The sequence below is a fragment of the Ferrovibrio sp. genome (genome assembly GCF_041906005.1).
Taxonomy (GTDB): Bacteria; Pseudomonadota; Alphaproteobacteria; order Ferrovibrionales; family Ferrovibrionaceae; genus Ferrovibrio.
In genome coordinates, this window is the sequence record NZ_JAYRJY010000001.1 from 2,611,169 (window position 1) to 2,631,799 (window position 20,631).

Here is a 20,631-nt window from a genome sequence, read left to right on the forward strand (position 1 = left end):
TGCTCCGCTTGCTTGTTACTTGAAGGCGCAGCCGGGCTGGCGGCCGGTCAGTTTCAGGATGATCGCCAGCGGACAGAAACCGGTGAAGGCTGCCTGCAGCATGTTGGCGCCGACGAAGGCGGTCAGCCACAGCCAGTTCATATTGTGATACTGCGACAGCGCCAGGCTGGCGAGGATGACAATGCCGGCGAAGGCGAAAACCATGCGGTCGATATTCATGACGGGCTCCGGGGTTAATTAATTTAGTAATTACTAATTTAGATAATTCGAATATATATGTCAATGTGACACCTCGACATTCCCAGTGGCTAATTTATCTATATGAAATAAAAAGGAACTTTACCTATGGCGCAGGATTTCTGGGATAACCGCTTTTCCAGTCCGGATTACCTGTTCGGCACCGAACCTAATGCGTTCCTGCGGAGTCAGGGCTTCCGCCTGCCCGCCGCTGGGCGGGCATTGGCGGTTGCAGACGGGGAAGGCCGGAATGGAGTCTGGCTGGCCCGGCAGGGGCTGCAGGTGCATGCCGTCGATTTTTCGGGCGTTGCCCTGGAAAAGGCGCGCCGGTTGGCTGCCGGGCAAGGGGTGGTGCTGGAAACCGAGCAGGCCGACTTGTCGCAATGGGTATGGCCGGCGGCGGCTTACGATGTGGTGGTGGCAATCTTCATCCAGTTTGCCAATCCGGACCTTCGGACACACATCTTCGCCGGGATTCGCCGCGTCCTGAAGCCGGGGGGCCTGTTACTGCTGCAGGGTTATCGACCCGAACAGCTGAATTATCGCACCGGTGGCCCGTCGCAGGTGGAAAATTTATACACCCGCGAGCTGCTGGAACACGCCTTCAGCGACTGGGAGGTCTTGCATCTGGTGTCGCATGACAGTGTTATCCATGAAGGCCGTGGTCATGACGGCATGTCGGCGCTGATCGATCTGGCGGCGCGCAAGCCGGCCACATGATGCATGTGGAACTGTAATTTCATCCGATCCATCCAGCAGGAAAATCTGACATGAGCGCATCGGGAAAGACACGCGAGGTTTCGGTCGGCGAAAGCGGCCTTGGCCCTTACGGCCAGATCATCGTGGCTGGCCGGCATGTGCTGGCTGCGGATGAAGCGGAAAGTCTCGGCGGCCGCGATACCGGTCCGGATCCCTACGAGCTGGTGATGTCGGGCCTGGGCGCCTGCACCGCGATGACGATGCGCATGTATGCCGAGCGCAAGAAATGGCCGCTGACACGCAGTTCGGTACAGGTGCGGCACAGCAAGATCACCGGCGCCGACGGCAAACCGCTGGACCGGTTCGAACGGATCATCACGCTGGAAGGCAATCTGAGCGAGGAGCAGCGGCAGCGCCTGCTGGAAATCGCCAATAAATGCCCGGTGCATGAAACGCTGACCCGCGGCTCGGAAATACAGACGTCGTTGGCCTGATCAGTCGATGGCGGGCTTCTGCCGCGCCGTTGCGGCCAGCAGCATGGCGATGAACAATCCGGCCGCGCCCAGGGCGAAGAGCAGGTTGTAGGAACCGGTGCGGTCGAACAGGTAAGAAAAGGCATAACCGACGGCCGCGGACGAGAGCGCGAAGCCACCGGTCAGCCAGCCCCAGACCTGGCGATGCGCGGCGAAGCCAACCAGTTCAGCGACGCGGCCCGAGGCCAGCGCCGAGATGCCCGGCGTGAAGGCGCCCACCGTGATGGCCGAAATCGCCAACGCAACGGGATGCGTGCTCAGCAGTGGAATGGCCACGGCGGCCGATTTGACCAGCAGCACGCCCACGATGCTGCGATAGAAACCGAAACGCTCGGCGATCAATCCGGCCAGCAACGGACCACATAACGCGCCGATCCCGAAGAATACCCAGAACAGGCCGCCAACGGCGACGCCACGGCCCAGGCCGCGCGCGATATAGTCGGCCCAGAATACGGTATGCGGCACGAAGCCGGCGGAATCGATGGTGTAGGCCGCCAGCAGCAGCGCGACGGGCAGGGTGAAATTGCGTGGCGCAGCGGCGGCCTGGGCTGGTGGCGTGACGGGTTCGATGGCCCATTGGCGCCAGGTCAGCATGGCCAGCAGCAGGGTGAGCAGGCCGAGGCCGAGCCAGACAGGCATCGGCCCATAGCCGGCCACGGCCGGAACCAGTGTGCCGGCGGTGATGATGCCGATGCCGACTCCGGTGAAAACGATGCCGTTGCTGCGCGCCCGATGCGTGGCCGGTGCGCGGGCCAGCATCAGCGGCACGGCGGCAACCATCAGGATGCCGCCGGTGAATCCAGCCAGGAAACGCCAGGGCGCGAACCAGATGAAACCCCAGGGCATGGCGCAGGCCAGCAGGCTCAGGCCCGTCAGAACCATTGCACTGCGGGTGAGGGTCGCCACCGGCAGTAGCCGCGCCAGACTGGCGGCCAGCAGGCTGCCGCCGACATAGCCAGCCAGATTGGTGGCGCCCAGATAGGCGGCGTCGGCGGCGCTGAGCCAGTCGCGTTCGATCAACACGGGAATCAGCGGGGTGTAGCCGAAACGCGCGAAACCGATACCGACCAGAAGCGCACAGAGTCCGGCCAGGGCGCCGTGCCAGACAGGATTGATCATGGAAACTGCAGGTAAGAAGAACGGGCCGACATGCTAACCCGCTGCCGGCCCGCCGACGACCATCGTCGCCATATTATTTGGCGATGGCTCGTATGCGTTTTTGTCTTGGCTATTTGCCCAGTAGGCCCTTCAGCTTGTCGCCCGCGCCACCGGCTGCACCACCTGCGGCACCACCAATGGCTCCGGCCGGATCCTTCAGCAGATTGCCGAGCTGTTTCTGCAGCTCGCCGGTTGCGACACGCGACGCCTGGGCGCTGATGGTGCCGAGCACCTTTTCGGCCACCTCGGCCGGAGTCGCCCCATTGCTGCCCTTGCCGATATCCTTCAATTGGATGGTCGGCAGGCCGGTCGAGATGGTGCGGCCCTGCAAGGCCGCATGGCTGGCGGCGATTTTGCCGTCGCGGATCACGAGGTTTTCGATGATCACCTTGCGCTCGGGCTGCTTGCTGGCTTCACCGCCCGCCGACGCTGTGCCGGTTTTTGGTTCGGTCTGGCCACCGCCGAATTTCGCCGCATAGGCCTGCACATTTTTCTGGATGGTTTCCAGGTTGCCACCACTGCTGGCATATTCGTAATTGATCGACGGCTGGATGATCTGCACGTCCTTGATGATGATCGGATTGGATTGCAGGCTGGCAATATCCAGCGTCACGCGGATGTCGCCCAGGGAAATCGCTTCGGCGCCGCTGAACCCCTTGGGGTTGCCAATCACCAGGCCGCTCAGGCTGCCGCTGCCCGAGGTGGGCTTGAGTTCGACCGATTTGAGCGTCACGCGCGCCTGGGTCGCTTCCGAGCCATAGCGCTCGATCACCGCCTTCACCAGGCTGTCGAGATTGGAGGCGAAGTAGTAAGCCGCGCCGGCAATGGCGAGCACGACGATGGCGAGGGCCAGGGCGATTTTCTTGATCATGGCTGTTCCTTCCCGTTCTCCCAATCTAGCGGCTTCATTATCCGCCCCTTGGCTGCACGTCTTCAACCGCCTTGTGCCGGCGACTAGCCAGGCCGGGGGAATCTGGCTAAAGTCCGCCTCAACTGATATATCAGATGGGAGAGACAATGTCCGCCAGCAGGCAAAACGTAGGCCCAGCCAATCTGCCGGCCGATCCGCTGGCCGACCGCCTGGGCCGCTGTTATGCCTCGGCCGTTCACGACGTGCTGCGGGCCCAGGGTCATGATAACTGCGTGCTGCCGCCGGAAATTCGCCCGCTCAACCCGGCTCAGACCCTGGCCGGCCGGGTCTGGACCGTCAGCGGCCATATCGACCGGACCAAATCCGCCCACGAAACCCTGCTGGAATGGACGGGTGTCTTGTCCAAGGCGCCGCCGGGGCAGGTGGTGATCTGCCAGCCGCATAATCACGAGGTGGCGCTGATGGGCGAGCTTTCGGCTTCCGCGCTGCAGCTCAAAGGCGTGCGTGGTTATATCGTCGATGGCGGCTGCCGCGACGCGGCAATGGTGGAGCAGATCGGGTTTCCCGTCTGGTGCAGCTTTTTCACGCCATCGGATATCGTTGCCCGCTGGGTGCCCGATGCTTTCGGCACCCCGGTTTCCATCGGCAGCGTGACGATCTCAAGCGGCGATTATGTGATTGCTGACCGTGATGGTGTGGTGGTGATCCCCGCCGCCATGGCCGAGGTGGTGATCGTCCGCACCGAGGAAGTGATGGGCACCGAAGGCGAAGTGCGCCGCAACATCATGGCAGGCATGGATCCGCAGGAGGCGTATCTGAAATATGGCAAGTTCTGATCACACAACAGATCCGCGCCTGTTGATCCTGGCGCCGGGCGACAATATCGCGGTGGCGCGGCTGGAAGTCCCGGCCGACACTGCATTGCAGGTGGCTGGCAAGACCATACGGCTGCAGCGTGCCCTGGGCTTTGGCCACAAGATCGCGGTGCGCGATATCGCCGCCGGCGAAAAGATCGTGAAATATGGCGCGCCGATCGGGCGTGCGACGATGGATATCGCGCTGGGCGACTACGTGCACAACCATAATGTCGCCAGCGATTACATGCCCAATACGGTAGCAGTGGAGGCGGCGCCATGAGCGAGGTAATGATGCGCGGCTGGCGACGGGCCGATGGCCGCAAGGGCATCCGCAATTACGTAGCGGTGGCCTATCTGGTGGAATGCGCCCATCACGTGGTGAAGGAAATCGCCTGGCCCTACCGCGAGCAGGGCGCTCATGTGATCGGTTTTCCCGGCTGTTATCCCAATGCCTATGCGCTCAAGATGATGCAGCGCCTGTGCACGCATCCCAATGTGGGTGCCGTGTTGCTGGTCTCTCTGGGCTGTGAAGGTTTTAATAAGAAGCTTCTGGAGCGCACGATCAAAGAGAGTGGCCGGCCAGTGGAATTGCTGGCAATCCAGGAGAATGGCGGCACGCGTGCGACCATTGATAAGGGCCGTGCCTGGGTCGAGGCGAGGCTGAAGGAGCTCAGCCAGCAGCCAACCGAGCCGATGGATGTTTCCGAACTTGTGGTTGGCACCATCTGCGGCGGCTCGGATGCCACGTCTGGCCTCACCGCGAACCCGGCCATGGGACGCGCCTTCGATTTCCTGGTGCAGGAAAAGGCCGCGGCGATCTTTGAGGAAACCGGCGAACTGATCGGCATGGAAGACTGGATGGCCGAACGCGCCGTCACGCCGGAATTGGGCCGCGAACTGAAAGCCTGTGTCGCCAAGGCGGCGCGCTATTACGAAACGCTGGGTTATCCGAGTTTCGCCCCGGGCAATGCCGATGGCGGGCTGACCACCATCGAGGAAAAATCGTTGGGCGCCTATGCCAAAAGCGGCGCCTCGCCGATCAGTGGCATCATCAAGCCGGGCGACATTCCGCCGCGTGGCGGGCTTTATCTTCTCGACGTCGTGCCTGATGGCGAAGTACGCTTCGGCTTCCCCAATATCAGCGACAATGCCGAGATTGCTGAACTGATCGCCTGCGGTTCGCATGTGATCCTGTTTTCCACCGGCCGGGGCTCGGTGGTGGGCTCGGCGCTGGCACCGGTGATCAAGGTCTGCGCCAATCCGCGCACCTATGCGCGCATGGCTGACGACATGGACGTGAATGCCGGCCGAATCCTGGAGGGGCAGGCAGATCTGGATACTGTGGGCCGCGAGATTTTCGACCTGATCAAGCGCGTCGGCACCGGCGAGATAACCCGGTCGGAAGGCCTGGGGCACCAGGAATTCATCCTCACCTACAAGAGTTTCGAACCGATCGGTCCGGCCTGCCTGCCGGCAGTCGCGTAAAAGCAGCAAGGAGACACGCATGCGTCTGGAAGGCAAGACGGCGGTGGTGACAGCGGCAGCACAGGGCATTGGCCGTGCCTCGGCCATCGCATTCGCGCGCGAAGGGGCGAAAGTAATCGCCACCGATTTGAACGAAGCCAGACTGAAGGAACTCGGCAGCCTGCCAAATATCCGCACGCGCAGGCTGGATGTGCTGGATCCGGCTGCCATTGCGGCGTTCGCCGCCGAGGTGGGCGCGGTGGATGTGCTGTTCAACTGCGCCGGTTTCGTGCATCACGGCACAATCCTGGAGACGGAAGAGAAGGATTGGGATTTCTCCTTCGATCTTAATGTGCGTTCGATGTATCGCCTGACCAAGGCGCTGCTGCCGGCCATGCTGGCGGCGGGGCGTGGCGGCTCGGTGATCAACATGTCTTCGGCGGCATCCTCGGTGAAGGGTGCGCCGAACCGCTTCGTCTATGGCACCACCAAGGCAGCGGTGATCGGCCTGACCAAGGCGATTGCCGCCGACTTCATCAAGCAGGGTATCCGCTGCAACGCGATCTGCCCCGGCACGATCCAGACGCCGTCGCTGGATGATCGTATCGCCGCGCAGGCATCGGCCGTCGGCAGCGTCGAGCAGGCGCGCGCCGGCTTCGTGGCTCGTCAGCCGCTCGGCCGGCTCGGGACGGCTGAAGAAATCGCCGCGCTGGCGGTCTATCTGGCCGGCGACGAATCCGCCTTTACCACCGGCACCATCCACGTCATCGACGGCGGCTGGTCGCTGTAATTCCTCCAAGAAAGAGACACGTCATGAAACTGCTGCGTTACGGCCCGGTGGGCCAGGAAAAACCGGGCCTGCTGGATGCAACGGGTGCGATCCGCGATCTGTCGGGCATCGTGCCGGACATCAATGGCGCGGTGCTGAACCCGGCCGGACAGGCGAAACTGAAAGCCCTCGACCCCGCCAAACTGCCGGTGGTGGCGGGTAATCCACGGCTGGGCCCCTGCGTGGCCGGCGTTGGCAAGTTCATCTGCATCGGGTTGAATTATTCTGACCATGCCGCCGAGACCGGTGCCGCGGTGCCGCCCGAGCCGATCATTTTCATGAAGGCCACCTCGGCGATCACGGGGCCGAATGACGACGTGATCATCCCGAAGAATTCGCAGAAGACTGACTGGGAAGTCGAGCTCGGTGTCGTGATTGGCACGGAGGCCCGCTATGTCAGCGAGGCCGATGCCATGGCGCATGTTGCCGGCTATTGCCTGATCAACGACGTTTCGGAGCGCGCTTTCCAGACCGAACGCCACGGCCAGTGGACCAAAGGCAAAAGCGCCGACAGCTTTGGTCCCATCGGCCCCTGGCTGGTGACGGCCGACGAAGTGCCCGATCCGCAGAACCTGCCGATGTTCTGCGACGTCAATGGCAAGCGGTTCCAGAATGGCTCGACCAAGACGATGGTCTATGGCGTGCGTTATCTGGTGAGCTACCTGAGCCAGTTCATGTCATTGCAGCCGGGTGACATCATCTCCACGGGTACCCCGCCTGGCGTGGGTATGGGACAGAAGCCGCCAATCTATCTGAAGGACGGCGACACCATCCATCTTGGTATCGCGGGACTCGGCGAGCAACGCCAGACGGCGCGCAACTACCGCGCCTGATCAATTTCAGAAGGGTTCGGGCGCGGTGCGGCCGGTCGAGCGTAGGAAAGCGTCCACTGCTGTCCGATGCGGGATCGGCGCCACCGCACCGTAACCGATGGTGGTGAGCGCGGCGGCCGCATTGGCATAGCATGCGGCATCCAGCGGGGCGGCACCGCGCACCAGTTCAGCCAGAAAAGCACCGTCGAAGCAGTCGCCGGCACCAGTGGCATCAACCGTCAGCACGCGATGGCCGGGAAGCCGCCAGCGGCCATCCGCATTGGCGACCAGTACGCCCTCGGCGCCGCATTTCAGCAGCACCAGCGGGATCCCCATGGCGCGATAATAGTCGAGGATCGCCGCCGGTTCGCTCAGGCCGCTCAGCGCCGTGGCGTCCTCCAGGCTGGGCAGGGCGATATCCGATAGCTTCAATGCGGCGTGGATGGCATTCCGCGCGGTTTCTAATGGCCAGAGCTTGAGGCGCAGGTTGGTGTCGAACGACACCTGCCGACCGGCCTTCCGCATGCGGGCAATCGCAGTCATGGCCGTGTCGCGCATGCTGGGGCTGACGGCGAGGGTAATCCCTGAAACATGCAGCAGGCTGGTGGCTTCCAGTACCTCACCAGGCAGGTCGGCGGGAGTCATGCGGCTGGCGGCCGAGTCCTTGCGATAATAGGTGAAGGTATGACCGTGCTCACCATGGGTAACGAAGTAGATTGCCGTTGCGGCATCCTCGCGACGGCCGATCGTGCTGGTATCCACACCCTCGCGCCGCCACAACTCCAGCAGCAAGTCGCCGAACGGGTCGCGGCCCAGCAGCGTGCAATAGGCTGTCCTGGCGCCCTGGCGCGCAGCGGCGATGGCGCAATTCGAGGTATCTCCGCCAAAGCCGCGCAAATACTGGTCGCTGTCGGCGCCGCGGGTCTGATTGAACTCCACCATGGCTTCGCCCAGGCAGAGAATGTCGAATCCCATAATGGCAACCGCCTCCTGTCCCATCTTTCCTAGCCGAGTCCGGCGGTTCGGGCAAGCCAACTGACATATCAGATATTATCTTGAGGCGGCCTTGGCCCGCTGCTACGGTGCGGGAAAGGCAGGAAAAAGGTCAGGCCGTCATGGCAAAGAATAGTGCGGTCCGCTCCACCCGGCTGGAGCGTCCCAAATCCCTCACCGAGCTGGTGAAGGACCATGTCCGTAACCGGATCATCAATGGCGAGCTGATGCTGGGCGAGGCGCTGTCAGAAAATGTGCTGGCCGCCCAGCTCGGTATTTCCAAGACGCCGGTGCGTGAGGCCCTGCTCCAGCTGAAACTGGAAGGTCTGGTCGATATTCAGCCGCAGCGTGGCAGTTTCGTCTTCTCGCTGGCACCGGAGGAAGCCGCCGAGATGTGCCAGTATCGCGTCATTCTGGAAAGCGCCGCCCTGCGCGATGCGCTGGCCAACGACGAGGCCGGGCTGCTCGATGCGCTGGAGCAGAATGTGAAACGCATGGCCAAGGCAGTGGCCGACGGCGACATCCCTGCTTATCGCCGGCTGGATACCGAATATCATCGCCACATTCTGGCGCGCGCCAACAACCGTTTCCTCACCCAGGCACATCAGCAGCTTGAAATGAAGATTCAGGCCCTGCGCTCCAGCGTCACCTCGAAAGAGCGTACGGTGGGCGATTCCCTGGCCGAGCACCAGAATATCGTGAAGTTGCTCAAAACCCACGAGCGCACCAAGGCGCTGAACCTGCTGGGCGTGCATATCCGTGCTGCGTCACGCGACTACCAGATCATCCTGCAGGAACAGGCACGCGGCCGGGAGCGCAAGAGTGGCTGAACGCAGTCTGGCCGGGGCCACGTCTGCGCTGGATGCCGGCCATTGGCGGGGCATCCTGTTTATGCTGCTTGGTACGGCTTTGTTCACCTTCAACGACGCGCTGGGCAAGTGGATGGTGGCCAGCGTGGCCGTCGGCCAGTTGCTGTTCATCCGTTCGACGGCGGCATTGGCTGTTCTATTGCCCATGGTGCATCGCGCCGGCTGGCGCCAGGTTTTTGTGCTGGAACAACCCGGCCGGCATGCCGTTCGCCTGGCATTGATCGTGGCGGAAGTGGCCTGCTTCTATCTCGCCGTGCGCCACCTGCCGCTGGCCGATGTGATGGCGGTGTATCAGGCCACGCCGCTGATCGTCACCGTGCTGGCCATCCCTTTGCTGGGCGAGACCGTCGGCTGGCGCCGCGGTATTGCCGTGGCGGTCGGATTTGGTGGGGTGCTTCTGGTGCTGCAGCCGCAAGCCGGTGTCTTTACCGCGCCAGCGCTGATCGCCCTGGCCGGCAGTTTCGCCTATGCGCTGATGATGATCGCCACGCGCAAGCTGCGTTCAACCGGCGCGCTGTCGCTGATTGTCTATCACACGCTGGCAGTCGGCGCAGCGGGGCTGCTGACCCTGCCCTGGGGGTGGTCCCCGGTGGGTGCGCTGGACATCGCCTATCTGGCATTGATCGGCGTGGTTGCCACGCTGGCGCATATGAGCATGAACCAGGCGCTGCGGCTGGCGCCGGCGGCCGTGGTGGTACCCTACACTTATACCTCGCTGCTGTGGGCGATCCTGCTCGGCTGGCTGTTCTTTGCCGACCTGCCGACCGTTCCGATGCTGGCCGGCGCCGGGATCATCGTCGCCAGCGGCCTGTTCGTTCTGCATCGCGAGCGGCTGGCCAAGCCGACATAAGCCGATATTGATTAGGGAGTGAAACGATGACCGAGAAAAAGAAAAAGCCGCTGCGCAGCCGGGAGTGGTTCGACAATCCGCATGATCCGGGCATGACGGCGTTGTATCTGGAACGCTATCTGAATTTTGGCCTGACGCTGGCCGAGTTGCGCGGTGGCAAACCGATCATCGGCATCGCCCAGTCGGGCAGCGATCTGTCGCCCTGCAATCGCCATCACCTGGAACTTGCCAATCGCGTGCGCGACGGCATTCGTGATGCCGGCGGCATTCCTTTCGAGTTTCCTACTCATCCGATCCAGGAAACCGGCAAGCGGCCGACGGCGGCACTGGACCGGAACCTGCTTTATCTCGGTCTGGCTGAATTGCTCTATTCCTACCCGCTGGATGGCGTGGTGCTGACGACGGGCTGCGACAAAACCACGCCGGGCATGCTGATGGCCGCCGCCACGGTGGACATCCCCGCCATCGTACTGTCGGGCGGGCCGATGCTGGATGGCTGGTACAAAGGGCAATTGGCCGGTTCGGGTACGGTGATCTGGTATGCGCGTCAGGAACTGGCGGCCGGCCGCATCAATTACGATGAATTCCTGGCCATGGTGGCGTCATCGGCGCCCAGCCCGGGCCATTGCAACACGATGGGCACCGCGCTCTCCATGAACAGCATGGCCGAGGCGCTGGGCATGTCGCTGCCGGGCTGTGCCTCGATCCCGGCCCCCTACCGCGAACGGGCCCAGATGGCCTACGAAACCGGCCGCCGCGCGGTGGAGATCGTGCACGAGGACCTACGGCCCTCCAAGATCATGACGCGCAAGGCTTTCGAGAATGCCATCGTGGCGGCCAGCGCATTGGGTGCCTCCACCAACTGTCCGCCGCATCTGAACGCGATCGCCCGCCACATGGGCGTGGAACTGCATGTGAAGGACTGGGACAAGGTCGGCTACAACATTCCGCTGTTGGTCAACTGCATGCCGGCTGGCGCCCATCTGGGCGAAGGGTTCCACCGTGCCGGCGGCGTGCCGGTAGTGATGCGCGAATTGCTGGAGGCCGGCAAGCTGCATGCCGATGCCCTCACGGTCAATGGCCGCACCATGGGAGAGAATGTGAAGGACGCCGTGTGCGAGGATCGCGATGTGATCCGGCCTTACGCCCAGCCGCTGCTGCCCGAGGCCGGCTTCGCCGTGCTGTCTGGCACATTGTTCGAGTCGGCGGTGATGAAAACCTCGGTGATCTCGGCCGAGTTCCGGCGCCAGTATCTGGAGCGCCCGGGTGACCCGAATGCCTTCGAAGGTACGGCCATCGTGTTCGAGGGGCCGGAGGATTACCACGCCCGCATCAACGATCCGGCCCTGCCGATCGACGAAAACAGCATTCTGGTGATTCGCAATACCGGGCCGGTGGGTTATCCGGGAGCGGCAGAAGTCGTGAACATGCTGCCGCCAGACCGTTTGGTGAAGCAGGGCATCAATCTCTTGCCCTGTATCGGAGATGGCCGCCAGAGCGGCACCTCGGCAAGCCCATCGATCCTCAATGCTTCGCCCGAGGCTGCTGTGGGTGGCGGGCTTGCCCTGCTGAAAACGGGCGACCGGATTCGCATCGACCTGACCAAGCGGAGCGCCGACATCCTAATTACCAGCGAAGAACTGGAGAAACGGCGCAAGGCCTGGACACCGCCGCAACTGGTGAACCAGACGCCGTGGCAGGAATTGCAGCGTCGGTATGTCGGGCAGTTGTCCACCGGGGGCTGTCTGGATTTTGCCACGGGATATCAGCGTATTGCCGAGACTTTCGGTGTACCCCGGCACAACCACTGAGCGGCTGCGCGCAAGCAGTACACGTATCATCGATTAGCCAGTACGCGTCAGCTCTAAGTCTAAGCATTCAGGGCTTGGCAGGTGATTTTGTGCTGGCTAAACTGATATATGAGATGCTACGAAGGCACGCCACGTCGCATTGAAAACCGACAGAAAAACCCACAACGGGTCAGACTCATAACGGGTCAGGTCAGGGAGGAATAAAAAATGCGTAAGTCAGCCATGCGTAAAACCGCGGGGTGGGTTGTCGCCGCCGCTGTACTGGCCGGTGCCACGCCTGCACTGGCGCAGGAAAAGCTCACCGTCTGGTTCAACAAGGGCTTTTATCCAGCCGAGGATGTCGCGCTGAACGCGGTGATCGACCGCTTCAAGCAGAAAACCGGCGTCACGGTCGAACTCAGCCTCTTCGGTGTGGAAGATATCATCACCAAGTCGGTGTCCGCCGTCGAAGCCAAAACGCCGCCCGATGTCGGCTTCGGCTGGACCTACGATTTCCGCACCGCCGGCAAATGGGCCTATGAAGGCAAGCTGGAAGACATGTCGGATATCATCAATCCGATGAAGGACAAGTTCCTGCCCGGCGTGTTGGACACGGCTTTCCTGCAGGGCCCCGGAGGCAAGCGCGCCTACTACGGCATGCCGATCTACCAGCAGACCATGCATGCCAATTACTGGAAGGACATGGTCGAGGAGGCCGGTTTCAAGGAGACCGATATTCCCAAGGACTGGAAGGGATATTGGTCCTTCTGGTGCGACAAGGTGCAGCCGGCGCTGCGTGCCAAGGGCAAGCGCGTCTATGGCATCGGCCATCCGGCCTCGGTGGAAGCCTCCGACACCTTCTTCAGCTTCCTCTCCTACGTGAATGCCTATGATGCTTCGCCGGTCGACAAGGACGGCAAGCTGCGGATCAACGATCCGAAGGTGAAGGCAGGCATGGTTGCCGCGCTGAAGGACTATACCGACATCGTGGTGAAGGGCTGCACGCCACCCGGCTCGCTGTCCTGGAAGGATGTCGACAACAACGTGGCTTTCCACAACAAGACCACGCCGATGACGCATAACGCGACCATTTCTCTGCCTGGCAAGCACATGGATGACATGATGAATGCCAAGGAAGAGAAGGATCGTGCCCAGGCCAAGATCAACTACTACGATCTGATCCGCACCACCAACTGGCCGGCCAAGCCCGATGGGCAGCCGCTGCCGAACCTGGTATCGATCAAGCTGGCCGTGGTGTTCGCCGATGCGCCAAACAAGAAGCGGGGCAAGGAATTTCTCGCCTTCCTGGCCCAGCCCGAGAACCTGACGCCCTATACCGAAGGTTCGCTCGGCCGCTGGTTCCCGGTCACCAAGGAAGGTGCCGAACGCCCCTTCTGGCAGGAAGACCAGCATCGCAAGAATGTCTATCAGCAGTTCGTCAAACAACCCACCGTGCCGTTCCAGTTCGTTTATAACTACAAGTTCACCACGGTGAATGCGGAGAACGTCTGGGGCCGCGCCATGTCGCGCGTGGTACAGGACAAGGTTTCGCCCGAGCAGGCGGTCGACGAGATGTTCGCCCGCATCAAACAGCTCGTCGAAGGCTGAGCGTAAGTAGCGGCTGATCGTCGTGGTTGCAGTGCTCGACGTGCAAGCCGGGGAAAAGGCCCCAGGACGCCTCTCGCAGGAGGCAACCTGGGGCCTGATTTTCCTGGTCCCCTATATCGTTCTGTTCATCGCCCTGGTGATCTATCCGGTCGGTTATGGCCTGATCCTGGGTTCCAACCCGAAAAGCTATGTGCGGCTTTGGACCGATCCGGTCTTTACGCGCACGATCGCCAACACGGCGATCTTCCTCGGGGTGGCGGTGAACCTGAAGCTGTTCCTTGCCTTGCTGCTTTCGGGCTTCTTCGTGCACGAACAGCGCTGGATCCGCTGGCTCAGCGTGATCTTCATCCTGCCCTGGGCGATTCCATCGATCCCCACCATCCTATCCTTCCGCTGGATGCTGAATGCGGAATGGGGAATGCTCAATTCGCTGATTTTCCGCTTCACGCTGGAAGACGGCCCGAACTGGCTGCTCGATCGCTGGAGCGGGCTGGCCATGATCTGCGTCGTGCATATCTGGAAATATTTGCCCTTCTGGACCTTGATCATGCTGGCTGGCCGGCTGGCGATTCCGAAGGATTTATATGAATCCGCTGATGTGGACGGCGCCAGCACCCTGCAGAAATTCCGGTATGTCACCTTCCCGAGCATGCGGAACCTCTACATCACCTGCACCCTGCTCTCGACCATCATGAGCCTGGGCGACTTCAACTCGATTTACTTGCTTACGGGCGGCGGCCCGGCCGATGCGACCCAGACCTTGGCAACCCTCGGCATCCGCTATGCCTTCGGCATGTCGGAGGTTGAGGTCGGCGTCTCCACCGTTGTCGTTGCCTTGCCGGTGATGTTGCCGCTGCTGATCCTGATGCTGCGGCGCATGAGGAAAGGCGAGCAGCCATGAGGAAGATTTTCACCGAGGCGCGTCTCGCCCTGGTCGGAATCCTGATCCTGGTGTGGACGCTGATTCCGATCTACCACCTGTTTGTCATGTCGATCACGCCGCGCGTGGAAACCTTTGCCGGTGCGGTCTGGCCGTCGCGGCCGACGCTGGAGAATTATGAAACGGTGGTGAACCAGGGGCATTACTATCTGGAGCATTTCTGGCAGCAATTGTGGAACAGCGCTTTCGTCGCGGTGATGGTCTGCCTGATCACCCTGGGGATTTCGGCCACGGCCACTTTCGCCATCAGCCGTTTGAAGGTGCGGGGTGGGCGCCTGGTCTCCAACATGGCGTTGGCAACCTACCTCATTCCACCGGCTTTCCTTGCCATCCCGATGTACAAGGTAATGGGCATTTATGGTCTGCTGAACACGCAATGGTCGCTGATCCTGACCATGGTCACCTTCGCCTCGCCTTATGCGATCTGGGTGCTGAAGCAATATGCCGACAAGCTGCCTTATGAGCTGGACGAGGCGGCGCGCATAGATGGCGCCAGCCCGCTGCAGATCTTCCGCCTGATCTACTTGCCACTGATGGCGCCGTCTCTGGTTGCAATCGGCACCTATGCTTTGTTGCTGGCCTGGAATGAGTATCTATATGCCTTTCTGCTGCTGTCGGCCGACAAAGAGATCACCCTGGCCGTGGCTTTGGGGCACTTTCTCACCACCGACGACGCACCATTCAACGTGCTGATGGCAACCGGTGCGGTTTACGCCCTGCCGCCGGCGGCAATCTACTATGCGTTCCGGCGTTATATGGTTTCCGGACTCACCGCGGGGGCGGTGAAGTCGTAATCGATCAAAGACAAAAAGAGTGACAGGGAGTTCGAGATGGCGAGTGTGAGTGTGGAGGGGGTGCGCAAACGCTATGGCGCACTGGAAGTGATCCACGGCATCGATATCGCAATTCCGGATGGCGAGTTCGTCGTTCTGGTCGGCCCATCGGGCTGCGGCAAATCCACGCTGCTGCGCATGATTGCCGGACTGGAGGAAATCTCGGGCGGGGTGGTGCGGATCGGTGAACGCGCGGTGAATCACGTGCCGTCGAAGGACCGCGACATTGCCATGGTGTTCCAGAATTATGCGCTTTATCCCCATATGACCGTGCGCGAGAATATGGGCTTCTCGCTGAAACTCCGGAAAGCCGAGCAGGGCGTGATCGCCGAGCGGGTGCAGCGCGCCGCACAGATTCTCAGCCTGACCGAACTGCTCGATCGCTACCCCAAGCAATTATCCGGCGGCCAGCGCCAGCGCGTGGCCATGGGGCGCGCCATCGTGCGTAATCCCCAGGTTTTCCTGTTCGACGAGCCCCTGAGCAACCTGGATGCCAAGCTGCGCGTGCAGATGCGCACCGAGATCAAGGCGCTCCATCAACAGCTCAAAACCACATCGATCTATGTGACGCACGACCAGATCGAGGCCATGACAATGGCTGACCGCATCGTGGTGATGCATGACGGTATCGTCGAACAGATCGGCACGCCGCTGGAGCTTTACGACACGCCTGCCAATCTGTTCGTGGCCGGATTCATCGGGTCCCCGGCAATCAATCTGATCCGCGGCATGCTGCGTCGAGATGGCGGCCGCAACTGGGTGGCGACCGAGGCGGGTATCGACCTGCCGCTGGGCAGCAATGTCGGCGGCCATGATGGCCAGTCCGTCGTCTATGGATTCCGGCCCGAGCATCTCACGCCGGTCGATGGCAGCGGCTTGCCGGTGCGGGTTGAGGTGGTGGAACCCACCGGCGCCAGCACCTTCGTCTATGCCGAACTGAGCGGCGCGCAGATCTGTGGCGTGTTCAGCGAACGGCGTGGCTTCACGGCGGGCGAGACACTGAATCTGATGCCCCAGCTTGATCGCGTGCATCTGTTCGATGCGGCCAGCGGTCGCCGCCTGGCGGCGTGATTCGGCGCTGCCCGGCATCGACCGATGATCGGGATAGATTGGGGTGGCAGCGGGTTCCGTGCCTATCGGATTGGGCCTGATGGAAGTGTGCTGGAGCGGCGGGCGGCCGCCTCCGGTATCGCCGGCCTTGAAGAAGGCACAGATTATCCGGCGGTCCTGCAACAGCGGATCGGCGACTGGCTGGCAGCCGATACGGGGCCAGTGCTGTTGTCGGGCATGGTGGGCAGCCGGCAGGGCTGGCGCGAGGCAGCCTATGTAACCTGCCCGGCTGGCTTGACCGATTTGGCTGCAGCGTGCTGTCCGGTCGAGATCGGTAACGGACGTATAGGCCATATCGTTCCGGGCCTGTCCTGCCGCGATGCCAACGGGGTGCCCGATGTAATGCGCGGCGAGGAGATGCAGCTCTTTGGCCTCGATCTGCCGGTTGGTGCCGCGATGGCCGTTCTGCCTGGTACCCATTCCAAGCACGCACATCTGCTGGATGGCCGGGTGACCGGATTTTCCACCATGATGACGGGAGAGATTTTCGCGCTGCTGTCGAGCCACGGGCTGATCGCGGCCATGCTGCCTCAGAAGGAAACGGATTTCGATGAAGCAGGTTTTCATGCCGGTGTACTGGCATCGGGGCAGCCGGGCGGGCTGCTGCATCATCTGTTCGGGGTGCGCAGCCGGCGCCTGTTCGGGGAACTGGCCATGGCGGCAGCGCCCGATTTTCTCTCCGGACTGCTTATCGGACACGAGCTGCGCGACACGATCTGGCGGGGGCAAGCCCAAATCATTGCTGGTCAGAACCTGGCAAAGCGGTATCTTAAAGCCTGCGGCTGGCTTGGAATCGCAGCTGCCATTGCTCCGGAAGATGCCGCGGCTCGCGGCTTGTACCGTCTGAGCCGCTTTCTGCCCGGATAAACCAGAGCGCTGGACAAACAGCCTTGGGAGGGCGCCATGAAAAGCTTTTCGGCCTGGCTACAGGATTGCCCGCTGATCGCCATTCTGCGCGGCATTCGCCCTGACGAAGCCGTTGAGGTCGGCGATGCTCTGTTTGACGCCGGTTTCCGCATCATCGAGGTGCCACTCAATTCACCCGACCCGATGGACAGTATCGCCGCATTGTCCAAGCATTTCGGCGACCGTGCCCTGATTGGTGCCGGTACGGTGATCGATCCCGGCTGCATCAAGCGGGTGGCGATGTCGGGCGGGCATCTGATCGTGGCACCGAACGCCAATCCCGATGTCGTTCACAAGGCAAAGATCCTGGATATGGCCGCGGTGCCTGGCGTGTTCACGCCCACCGAGGCATTCGCGATGATCGCGGAGGGTGCCGATGCCCTGAAACTGTTTCCTGCCGAGGCGGCCAGCCCGGTGGTGCTCAAGAGCCTGCGTGCCGTGTTGCCGCCGCGTTTGCCGGTATTGCCAGTCGGCGGTATTCATCCTGAGGATTTCGCCAGCTGGCAGGCGGCCGGTGCGGCTGGTTTTGGCCTGGGTTCGGCGCTGTACAAGCCAGGCTTCACCGCCCGCAAGGTAGCCAAGCGGGCCAAGCGGATTATGGCAGCGCTGGGCGGTGCTCAGAGGAATTTGGCGGCAATGTCGGTAGAAGAGGCACGGCCGACGCTGTCGTAATGCTGGCGCAGGAACCGTCCGGCCTGCCTGCGGCCCAGTTTGAACAGGCCCTGCAGGAAATCCCAGTCGACATTGTATTTGCTGGCGGCGCCCAGTTTCGCCAATTGCGTTTCGGCGTCGATGGTGTGGATGAACATCCGTTTCAGTCGACCGCCATCGTCGAAACCCGCTTCGATCATGCGGGTCACAAAGGTGATGGCGCGCATCTCGCGCACCAGGCTGGAATTGAAACTTAGCGTGTTGACGCGGTCGAGGATGGCCTGCGGCGATTTGGGTAGCGACGGGATATTCATCGGGTTGATCTGCACAATCAGAACATCGCGGCTGTCGCAATTGTAGATTAATGGATAGATCGGCGGATTGCCCATGAAGCCGCCATCCCAGTAATGCCGCCCGCCGATTTTCACCGCTTGGAACAGATGCGGCAGGCAGGCCGAGGCAAGCAGGGCGTCGATCGATACTTCGGTGTTGTCGAATATCTTGATCTTGCCACTCAGAACATCAGTGGCGCAGACAAACAGCTTGACCGCCGTGCAGTCATGCAGGGCCTCGCAATCCAGGCTCTGTTGCAAAATCTTGCGCAGCGGATTGTGATCCTTTGGCCCGGTCTGATAGGGCGAGGCGATCCTGCTGCTCAGTTCCATCAGGTGGTAGCTGGGTGAATAATCAATGCCGCCCAGCTTGAACCAATGGTCCAGCAGGCTGGGGCGGAAGGGCGAAAAGCTGGCGGCATCGGCGACGCGCCGCCAGAAGTCGTGCAGGGCCTGACGGGCTTCGCTTGCGCCACCCTTGGCTAGGCCGTTTGCCAATACAGCGGCATTCATCGCGCCCGCCGATGTGCCAGAGATACCTTCGATTGCGAAACAGTCCTCTTCCAGCAGCCGGTCGAGCACGCCCCAGGTGAAGGCACCATGGGTACCGCCACCCTGAAGCGCCAGGTTGATCGGTTTGCGTCTGCGGGTGCTCCGCGCTGGTTTAACCGCGGTGGCGCGGGTTATGCGGGATTTTGGCGAGGGCGGCATTGGCGGGATGGTTACGCCCATGTCAGAATGAAGCTATGAGTGACACTATGCAGATTTTTGACCGCGCCGTGAAGCGGCGCCATCGTCAGCGTACGGCTTCGCAGGCGGTCGAATATGACTTCCTGCGAGCAGCAGTGGCCGACCGGCTGCTCGACCGGCTGGAGGATATCCGCCGTACTTTCCCGCTGGCGCTGGTGCAGGGCTGTGATGCCGCCTGGCTGCAGCCGCGTCTGCAGGGCCGGGGTGGAATCGAAACGCTGGTCTCGATGGACGCGGTTTCCGCCGATTCACCCCTGCATGTGGTGGGCGACGAAGAATTCCTGCCCTTTGCCGAGCGGCGGTTTGATCTGGTCATTGCGCTGCTCAACCTGCATTGGGTCAACGACCTGCCGGGTGCCCTGATTCAAATCCGGCGGGCGCTGAAACCCGATGGCTTGTTTCTGGGCGCGCTGCTGGGCGGTGCCACTTTAAGTGAACTGCGGCAATCCTGGCTGGCGGCAGAAGCCGAACTGGAGGGTGGCGTCAGTCCGAGGGTATCGCCAATGGCCGAGACGCTGGACGGCGCGGCCTTGCTGCAACGTGCCGGCTTTGCCCTGCCGGTGGCCGACAGCGAGGTGATCCGCGTCACCTATGCCGATGCCTTCCGCCTGATGCGCGACCTGCGCGGCATGGGCGAAACCAATGCGACACTGGGCCGCCGCAAGTCCTTCACGCGCCGGGCCACGCTGTTGCGCATGGCAGAGATCTATAAGCAGAGATTTCCTGCCGAGAATGGTCGCATCGCTGCCGGATTCGAGGTGATCACCCTCACGGGCTGGTCGCCGCATGACAGCCAGCAGAAACCGTTGCGCCCGGGCATGGCGGCCAATCGGCTGGCCGCGGCGCTGGACACCGTGGAATACCCTCTCGGCGACCGACCGGTGCCGAAGGGCTGATCAGCGGACTGGTTCGAACAACAGCGTCAGTATCCGGTTCAGCGCCGTATCGGCAGCGTCGCGTGCGGCCATTTCATTCTCGGCCTCGGCCAGCCACAGTACGGCTTCGTTCATGGCACCAGTCAGCAGGAAGGTCAGCGCTTCGGCGGATATCTGCCGATCCTTGGGTAATTCGGCCAAGGCTGCCTCGACCCCCTGGCGCAGGGAACCACGGCCATAGCGCCCGTCGATTTCGCGCCAGCGCTGCCAGCCGATCACCGATGGTGCATCCACCAGAAAAATCTGTCGCGCATCCGGCTGCAGGCAGGCATCCAGGAAGGCCGCACTGCCTCTGATCAGCGCATCCAGCGGAGAAGTGGCTTGGGCCGCAGCGGCCTCGATGGCGGCCAGAACCTCGGCCGCAATGCTTTCAACCAAAGCTTCGAACAGGGCCCGCTTGTCGGCGAAGTGGTAATACAGCGCGCCGCGCGTGACACCGGCTTCCCGTACCACATCTTCCGTTCCGGTTTCGGCATAGCCCCGGGCCGCAAACAGCCGTCGTGCCGTGGCGAGCAGGGCGGCCCGCGTCGCGGCATGTTTTTCAGCCTTGGTCTGCTTCTTCTCTTGCATACATACAGCCTGTATGTTTATGTCTGCCTCAGCC

General features: G+C 62.0%; 23 protein-coding genes. 17 read left to right on the forward strand and 6 right to left on the reverse strand.

Annotated features, from left to right (window positions below):
* Positions 1-15: 15 nt before the first annotated feature.
* Entirely contained in the window at positions 16-219 is a 204-nt protein-coding gene (locus ACE3OO_RS12815) for a DUF2892 domain-containing protein (protein WP_374303465.1), read from the reverse strand.
* A 126-nt stretch (positions 220-345) separates the two neighbouring features.
* On the opposite strand from ACE3OO_RS12815, the gene ACE3OO_RS12820 reads away from it, so the two are divergent.
* The gene (locus tag ACE3OO_RS12820; protein WP_374303467.1) at positions 346-957 is read left to right on the forward strand and encodes a class I SAM-dependent methyltransferase; all 612 of its coding nucleotides are present in this window, start codon (positions 346-348) and stop codon (positions 955-957) included.
* Positions 958-1,007: 50 nt separating this feature from the next.
* Positions 1,008-1,430, forward strand: a complete 423-nt coding sequence (locus ACE3OO_RS12825) for an OsmC family protein (RefSeq protein WP_374303469.1) — start codon at positions 1,008-1,010, stop codon at positions 1,428-1,430.
* On the opposite strand, the gene ACE3OO_RS12830 is transcribed toward ACE3OO_RS12825, so the two are convergent.
* Entirely contained in the window at positions 1,431-2,588 is a 1,158-nt protein-coding gene (locus ACE3OO_RS12830) for a YbfB/YjiJ family MFS transporter (protein WP_374303472.1), read from the reverse strand.
* 109 nt (positions 2,589-2,697) lie between these two features.
* On the reverse strand, positions 2,698-3,498 hold the full coding sequence (locus ACE3OO_RS12835) for a hypothetical protein (protein WP_374303474.1): 801 nt from the start codon (positions 3,496-3,498) through the stop codon (positions 2,698-2,700).
* 146 nt (positions 3,499-3,644) lie between these two features.
* Between ACE3OO_RS12835 and ACE3OO_RS12840 the strand changes: the two genes are divergently transcribed.
* Genes ACE3OO_RS12840 through ACE3OO_RS12860 form a run of 5 tightly spaced genes read left to right on the forward strand, consistent with a single transcriptional unit; the run spans position 3,645 to position 7,481 of the window.
* On the forward strand, positions 3,645-4,334 hold the full coding sequence (locus ACE3OO_RS12840; protein WP_374303476.1) for an RraA family protein: 690 nt from the start codon (positions 3,645-3,647) through the stop codon (positions 4,332-4,334).
* Positions 4,321-4,635 (forward strand): UxaA family hydrolase, encoded by a 315-nt coding sequence (locus ACE3OO_RS12845; RefSeq protein WP_374303478.1) that lies wholly within the window; start codon positions 4,321-4,323, stop codon positions 4,633-4,635. The genes ACE3OO_RS12840 and ACE3OO_RS12845 overlap by 14 nt, the downstream gene beginning before the upstream one ends.
* Positions 4,632-5,840, forward strand: coding sequence for a UxaA family hydrolase (locus tag ACE3OO_RS12850; protein ID WP_374303480.1), 1,209 nt, complete (start codon positions 4,632-4,634; stop codon positions 5,838-5,840). Before ACE3OO_RS12845 ends, ACE3OO_RS12850 begins: the two co-directional genes overlap by 4 nt.
* Positions 5,841-5,859: 19 nt before the next feature.
* Positions 5,860-6,609 (forward strand): SDR family oxidoreductase, encoded by a 750-nt coding sequence (locus ACE3OO_RS12855; protein ID WP_374303482.1) that lies wholly within the window; start codon positions 5,860-5,862, stop codon positions 6,607-6,609.
* Between the two features lie 23 nt (positions 6,610-6,632).
* A complete protein-coding gene (locus ACE3OO_RS12860; RefSeq protein ID WP_374303483.1) occupies positions 6,633-7,481 on the forward strand; it encodes a fumarylacetoacetate hydrolase family protein in 849 nt (282 codons plus the stop codon).
* A 6-nt stretch (positions 7,482-7,487) separates the two neighbouring features.
* Here ACE3OO_RS12860 and ACE3OO_RS12865 read toward each other — a convergent pair whose 3' ends face one another.
* A complete protein-coding gene (locus ACE3OO_RS12865; RefSeq protein ID WP_374303485.1) occupies positions 7,488-8,435 on the reverse strand; it encodes a sugar kinase in 948 nt (315 codons plus the stop codon).
* 140 nt (positions 8,436-8,575) lie between these two features.
* Here ACE3OO_RS12865 and ACE3OO_RS12870 point away from each other — a divergent pair, with 140 nt between their 5' ends.
* From ACE3OO_RS12870 to ACE3OO_RS12910, 9 genes are all read left to right on the forward strand, one after another.
* Positions 8,576-9,283: a GntR family transcriptional regulator gene (locus ACE3OO_RS12870; protein WP_374303487.1), complete on the forward strand. Its 708-nt coding sequence runs from the start codon at positions 8,576-8,578 to the stop codon at positions 9,281-9,283.
* Positions 9,276-10,172 carry a DMT family transporter gene (locus tag ACE3OO_RS12875; protein WP_374303489.1) on the forward strand — a complete coding sequence of 299 codons (897 nt, stop codon included), beginning with the start codon at positions 9,276-9,278 and terminating at the stop codon, positions 10,170-10,172. The genes ACE3OO_RS12870 and ACE3OO_RS12875 overlap by 8 nt, the downstream gene beginning before the upstream one ends.
* 26 nt (positions 10,173-10,198) lie before the next feature.
* Entirely contained in the window at positions 10,199-11,983 is a 1,785-nt protein-coding gene (locus ACE3OO_RS12880) for an IlvD/Edd family dehydratase (RefSeq protein WP_374303491.1), read from the forward strand.
* Between the two features lie 207 nt (positions 11,984-12,190).
* Positions 12,191-13,570, forward strand: a complete 1,380-nt coding sequence (locus ACE3OO_RS12885) for an ABC transporter substrate-binding protein (protein ID WP_374303494.1) — start codon at positions 12,191-12,193, stop codon at positions 13,568-13,570.
* 22 nt (positions 13,571-13,592) lie between these two features.
* Positions 13,593-14,471 (forward strand): carbohydrate ABC transporter permease, encoded by an 879-nt coding sequence (locus ACE3OO_RS12890; RefSeq protein WP_374303496.1) that lies wholly within the window; start codon positions 13,593-13,595, stop codon positions 14,469-14,471.
* Complete coding sequence (locus ACE3OO_RS12895; protein ID WP_374303498.1) at positions 14,468-15,304, forward strand: carbohydrate ABC transporter permease; 837 nt, start codon at positions 14,468-14,470, stop codon at positions 15,302-15,304. Before ACE3OO_RS12890 ends, ACE3OO_RS12895 begins: the two co-directional genes overlap by 4 nt.
* A 36-nt stretch (positions 15,305-15,340) precedes the next feature.
* A complete protein-coding gene (locus ACE3OO_RS12900; protein WP_374303500.1) occupies positions 15,341-16,414 on the forward strand; it encodes an ABC transporter ATP-binding protein in 1,074 nt (357 codons plus the stop codon).
* Positions 16,415-16,438: 24 nt separating this feature from the next.
* Positions 16,439-17,320 carry a 2-dehydro-3-deoxygalactonokinase gene (locus ACE3OO_RS12905; protein WP_374303503.1) on the forward strand — a complete coding sequence of 294 codons (882 nt, stop codon included), beginning with the start codon at positions 16,439-16,441 and terminating at the stop codon, positions 17,318-17,320.
* Between the two features lie 36 nt (positions 17,321-17,356).
* Complete coding sequence (locus ACE3OO_RS12910; protein ID WP_374303505.1) at positions 17,357-18,031, forward strand: 2-dehydro-3-deoxy-6-phosphogalactonate aldolase; 675 nt, start codon at positions 17,357-17,359, stop codon at positions 18,029-18,031.
* Here the strand turns inward: ACE3OO_RS12910 and ACE3OO_RS12915 are convergent.
* Positions 17,977-19,074 carry a patatin-like phospholipase family protein gene (locus tag ACE3OO_RS12915; protein ID WP_374303507.1) on the reverse strand — a complete coding sequence of 366 codons (1,098 nt, stop codon included), beginning with the start codon at positions 19,072-19,074 and terminating at the stop codon, positions 17,977-17,979. The genes ACE3OO_RS12910 and ACE3OO_RS12915 overlap by 55 nt on opposite strands.
* 14 nt (positions 19,075-19,088) lie before the next feature.
* On the opposite strand from ACE3OO_RS12915, the gene ACE3OO_RS12920 reads away from it, so the two are divergent.
* Positions 19,089-19,988, forward strand: coding sequence for a methyltransferase domain-containing protein (locus ACE3OO_RS12920; protein WP_374303509.1), 900 nt, complete (start codon positions 19,089-19,091; stop codon positions 19,986-19,988).
* On the opposite strand, the gene ACE3OO_RS12925 is transcribed toward ACE3OO_RS12920, so the two are convergent.
* Positions 19,989-20,597 carry a helix-turn-helix domain-containing protein gene (locus ACE3OO_RS12925; protein ID WP_374303511.1) on the reverse strand — a complete coding sequence of 203 codons (609 nt, stop codon included), beginning with the start codon at positions 20,595-20,597 and terminating at the stop codon, positions 19,989-19,991.
* Positions 20,598-20,631 lie beyond the last annotated feature (34 nt).

Coding starts and splice junctions, on each gene's coding strand:
- ACE3OO_RS12815 (WP_374303465.1), bottom strand. CDS start 219: ATGAATATCGACCGCATGGTTTTCGCCTTCGCCGGCATTGTCATCCTC.
- ACE3OO_RS12820 (WP_374303467.1), top strand. CDS start 346: ATGGCGCAGGATTTCTGGGATAACCGCTTTTCCAGTCCGGATTACCTG.
- ACE3OO_RS12825 (WP_374303469.1), top strand. CDS start 1,008: ATGAGCGCATCGGGAAAGACACGCGAGGTTTCGGTCGGCGAAAGCGGC.
- ACE3OO_RS12830 (WP_374303472.1), bottom strand. CDS start 2,588: ATGATCAATCCTGTCTGGCACGGCGCCCTGGCCGGACTCTGTGCGCTT.
- ACE3OO_RS12835 (WP_374303474.1), bottom strand. CDS start 3,498: ATGATCAAGAAAATCGCCCTGGCCCTCGCCATCGTCGTGCTCGCCATT.
- ACE3OO_RS12840 (WP_374303476.1), top strand. CDS start 3,645: ATGTCCGCCAGCAGGCAAAACGTAGGCCCAGCCAATCTGCCGGCCGAT.
- ACE3OO_RS12845 (WP_374303478.1), top strand. CDS start 4,321: ATGGCAAGTTCTGATCACACAACAGATCCGCGCCTGTTGATCCTGGCG.
- ACE3OO_RS12850 (WP_374303480.1), top strand. CDS start 4,632: ATGAGCGAGGTAATGATGCGCGGCTGGCGACGGGCCGATGGCCGCAAG.
- ACE3OO_RS12855 (WP_374303482.1), top strand. CDS start 5,860: ATGCGTCTGGAAGGCAAGACGGCGGTGGTGACAGCGGCAGCACAGGGC.
- ACE3OO_RS12860 (WP_374303483.1), top strand. CDS start 6,633: ATGAAACTGCTGCGTTACGGCCCGGTGGGCCAGGAAAAACCGGGCCTG.
- ACE3OO_RS12865 (WP_374303485.1), bottom strand. CDS start 8,435: ATGGGATTCGACATTCTCTGCCTGGGCGAAGCCATGGTGGAGTTCAAT.
- ACE3OO_RS12870 (WP_374303487.1), top strand. CDS start 8,576: ATGGCAAAGAATAGTGCGGTCCGCTCCACCCGGCTGGAGCGTCCCAAA.
- ACE3OO_RS12880 (WP_374303491.1), top strand. CDS start 10,199: ATGACCGAGAAAAAGAAAAAGCCGCTGCGCAGCCGGGAGTGGTTCGAC.
- ACE3OO_RS12885 (WP_374303494.1), top strand. CDS start 12,191: ATGCGTAAGTCAGCCATGCGTAAAACCGCGGGGTGGGTTGTCGCCGCC.
- ACE3OO_RS12895 (WP_374303498.1), top strand. CDS start 14,468: ATGAGGAAGATTTTCACCGAGGCGCGTCTCGCCCTGGTCGGAATCCTG.
- ACE3OO_RS12900 (WP_374303500.1), top strand. CDS start 15,341: ATGGCGAGTGTGAGTGTGGAGGGGGTGCGCAAACGCTATGGCGCACTG.
- ACE3OO_RS12905 (WP_374303503.1), top strand. CDS start 16,439: ATGATCGGGATAGATTGGGGTGGCAGCGGGTTCCGTGCCTATCGGATT.
- ACE3OO_RS12910 (WP_374303505.1), top strand. CDS start 17,357: ATGAAAAGCTTTTCGGCCTGGCTACAGGATTGCCCGCTGATCGCCATT.
- ACE3OO_RS12915 (WP_374303507.1), bottom strand. CDS start 19,074: ATGGGCGTAACCATCCCGCCAATGCCGCCCTCGCCAAAATCCCGCATA.
- ACE3OO_RS12920 (WP_374303509.1), top strand. CDS start 19,089: ATGAGTGACACTATGCAGATTTTTGACCGCGCCGTGAAGCGGCGCCAT.
- ACE3OO_RS12925 (WP_374303511.1), bottom strand. CDS start 20,597: ATGCAAGAGAAGAAGCAGACCAAGGCTGAAAAACATGCCGCGACGCGG.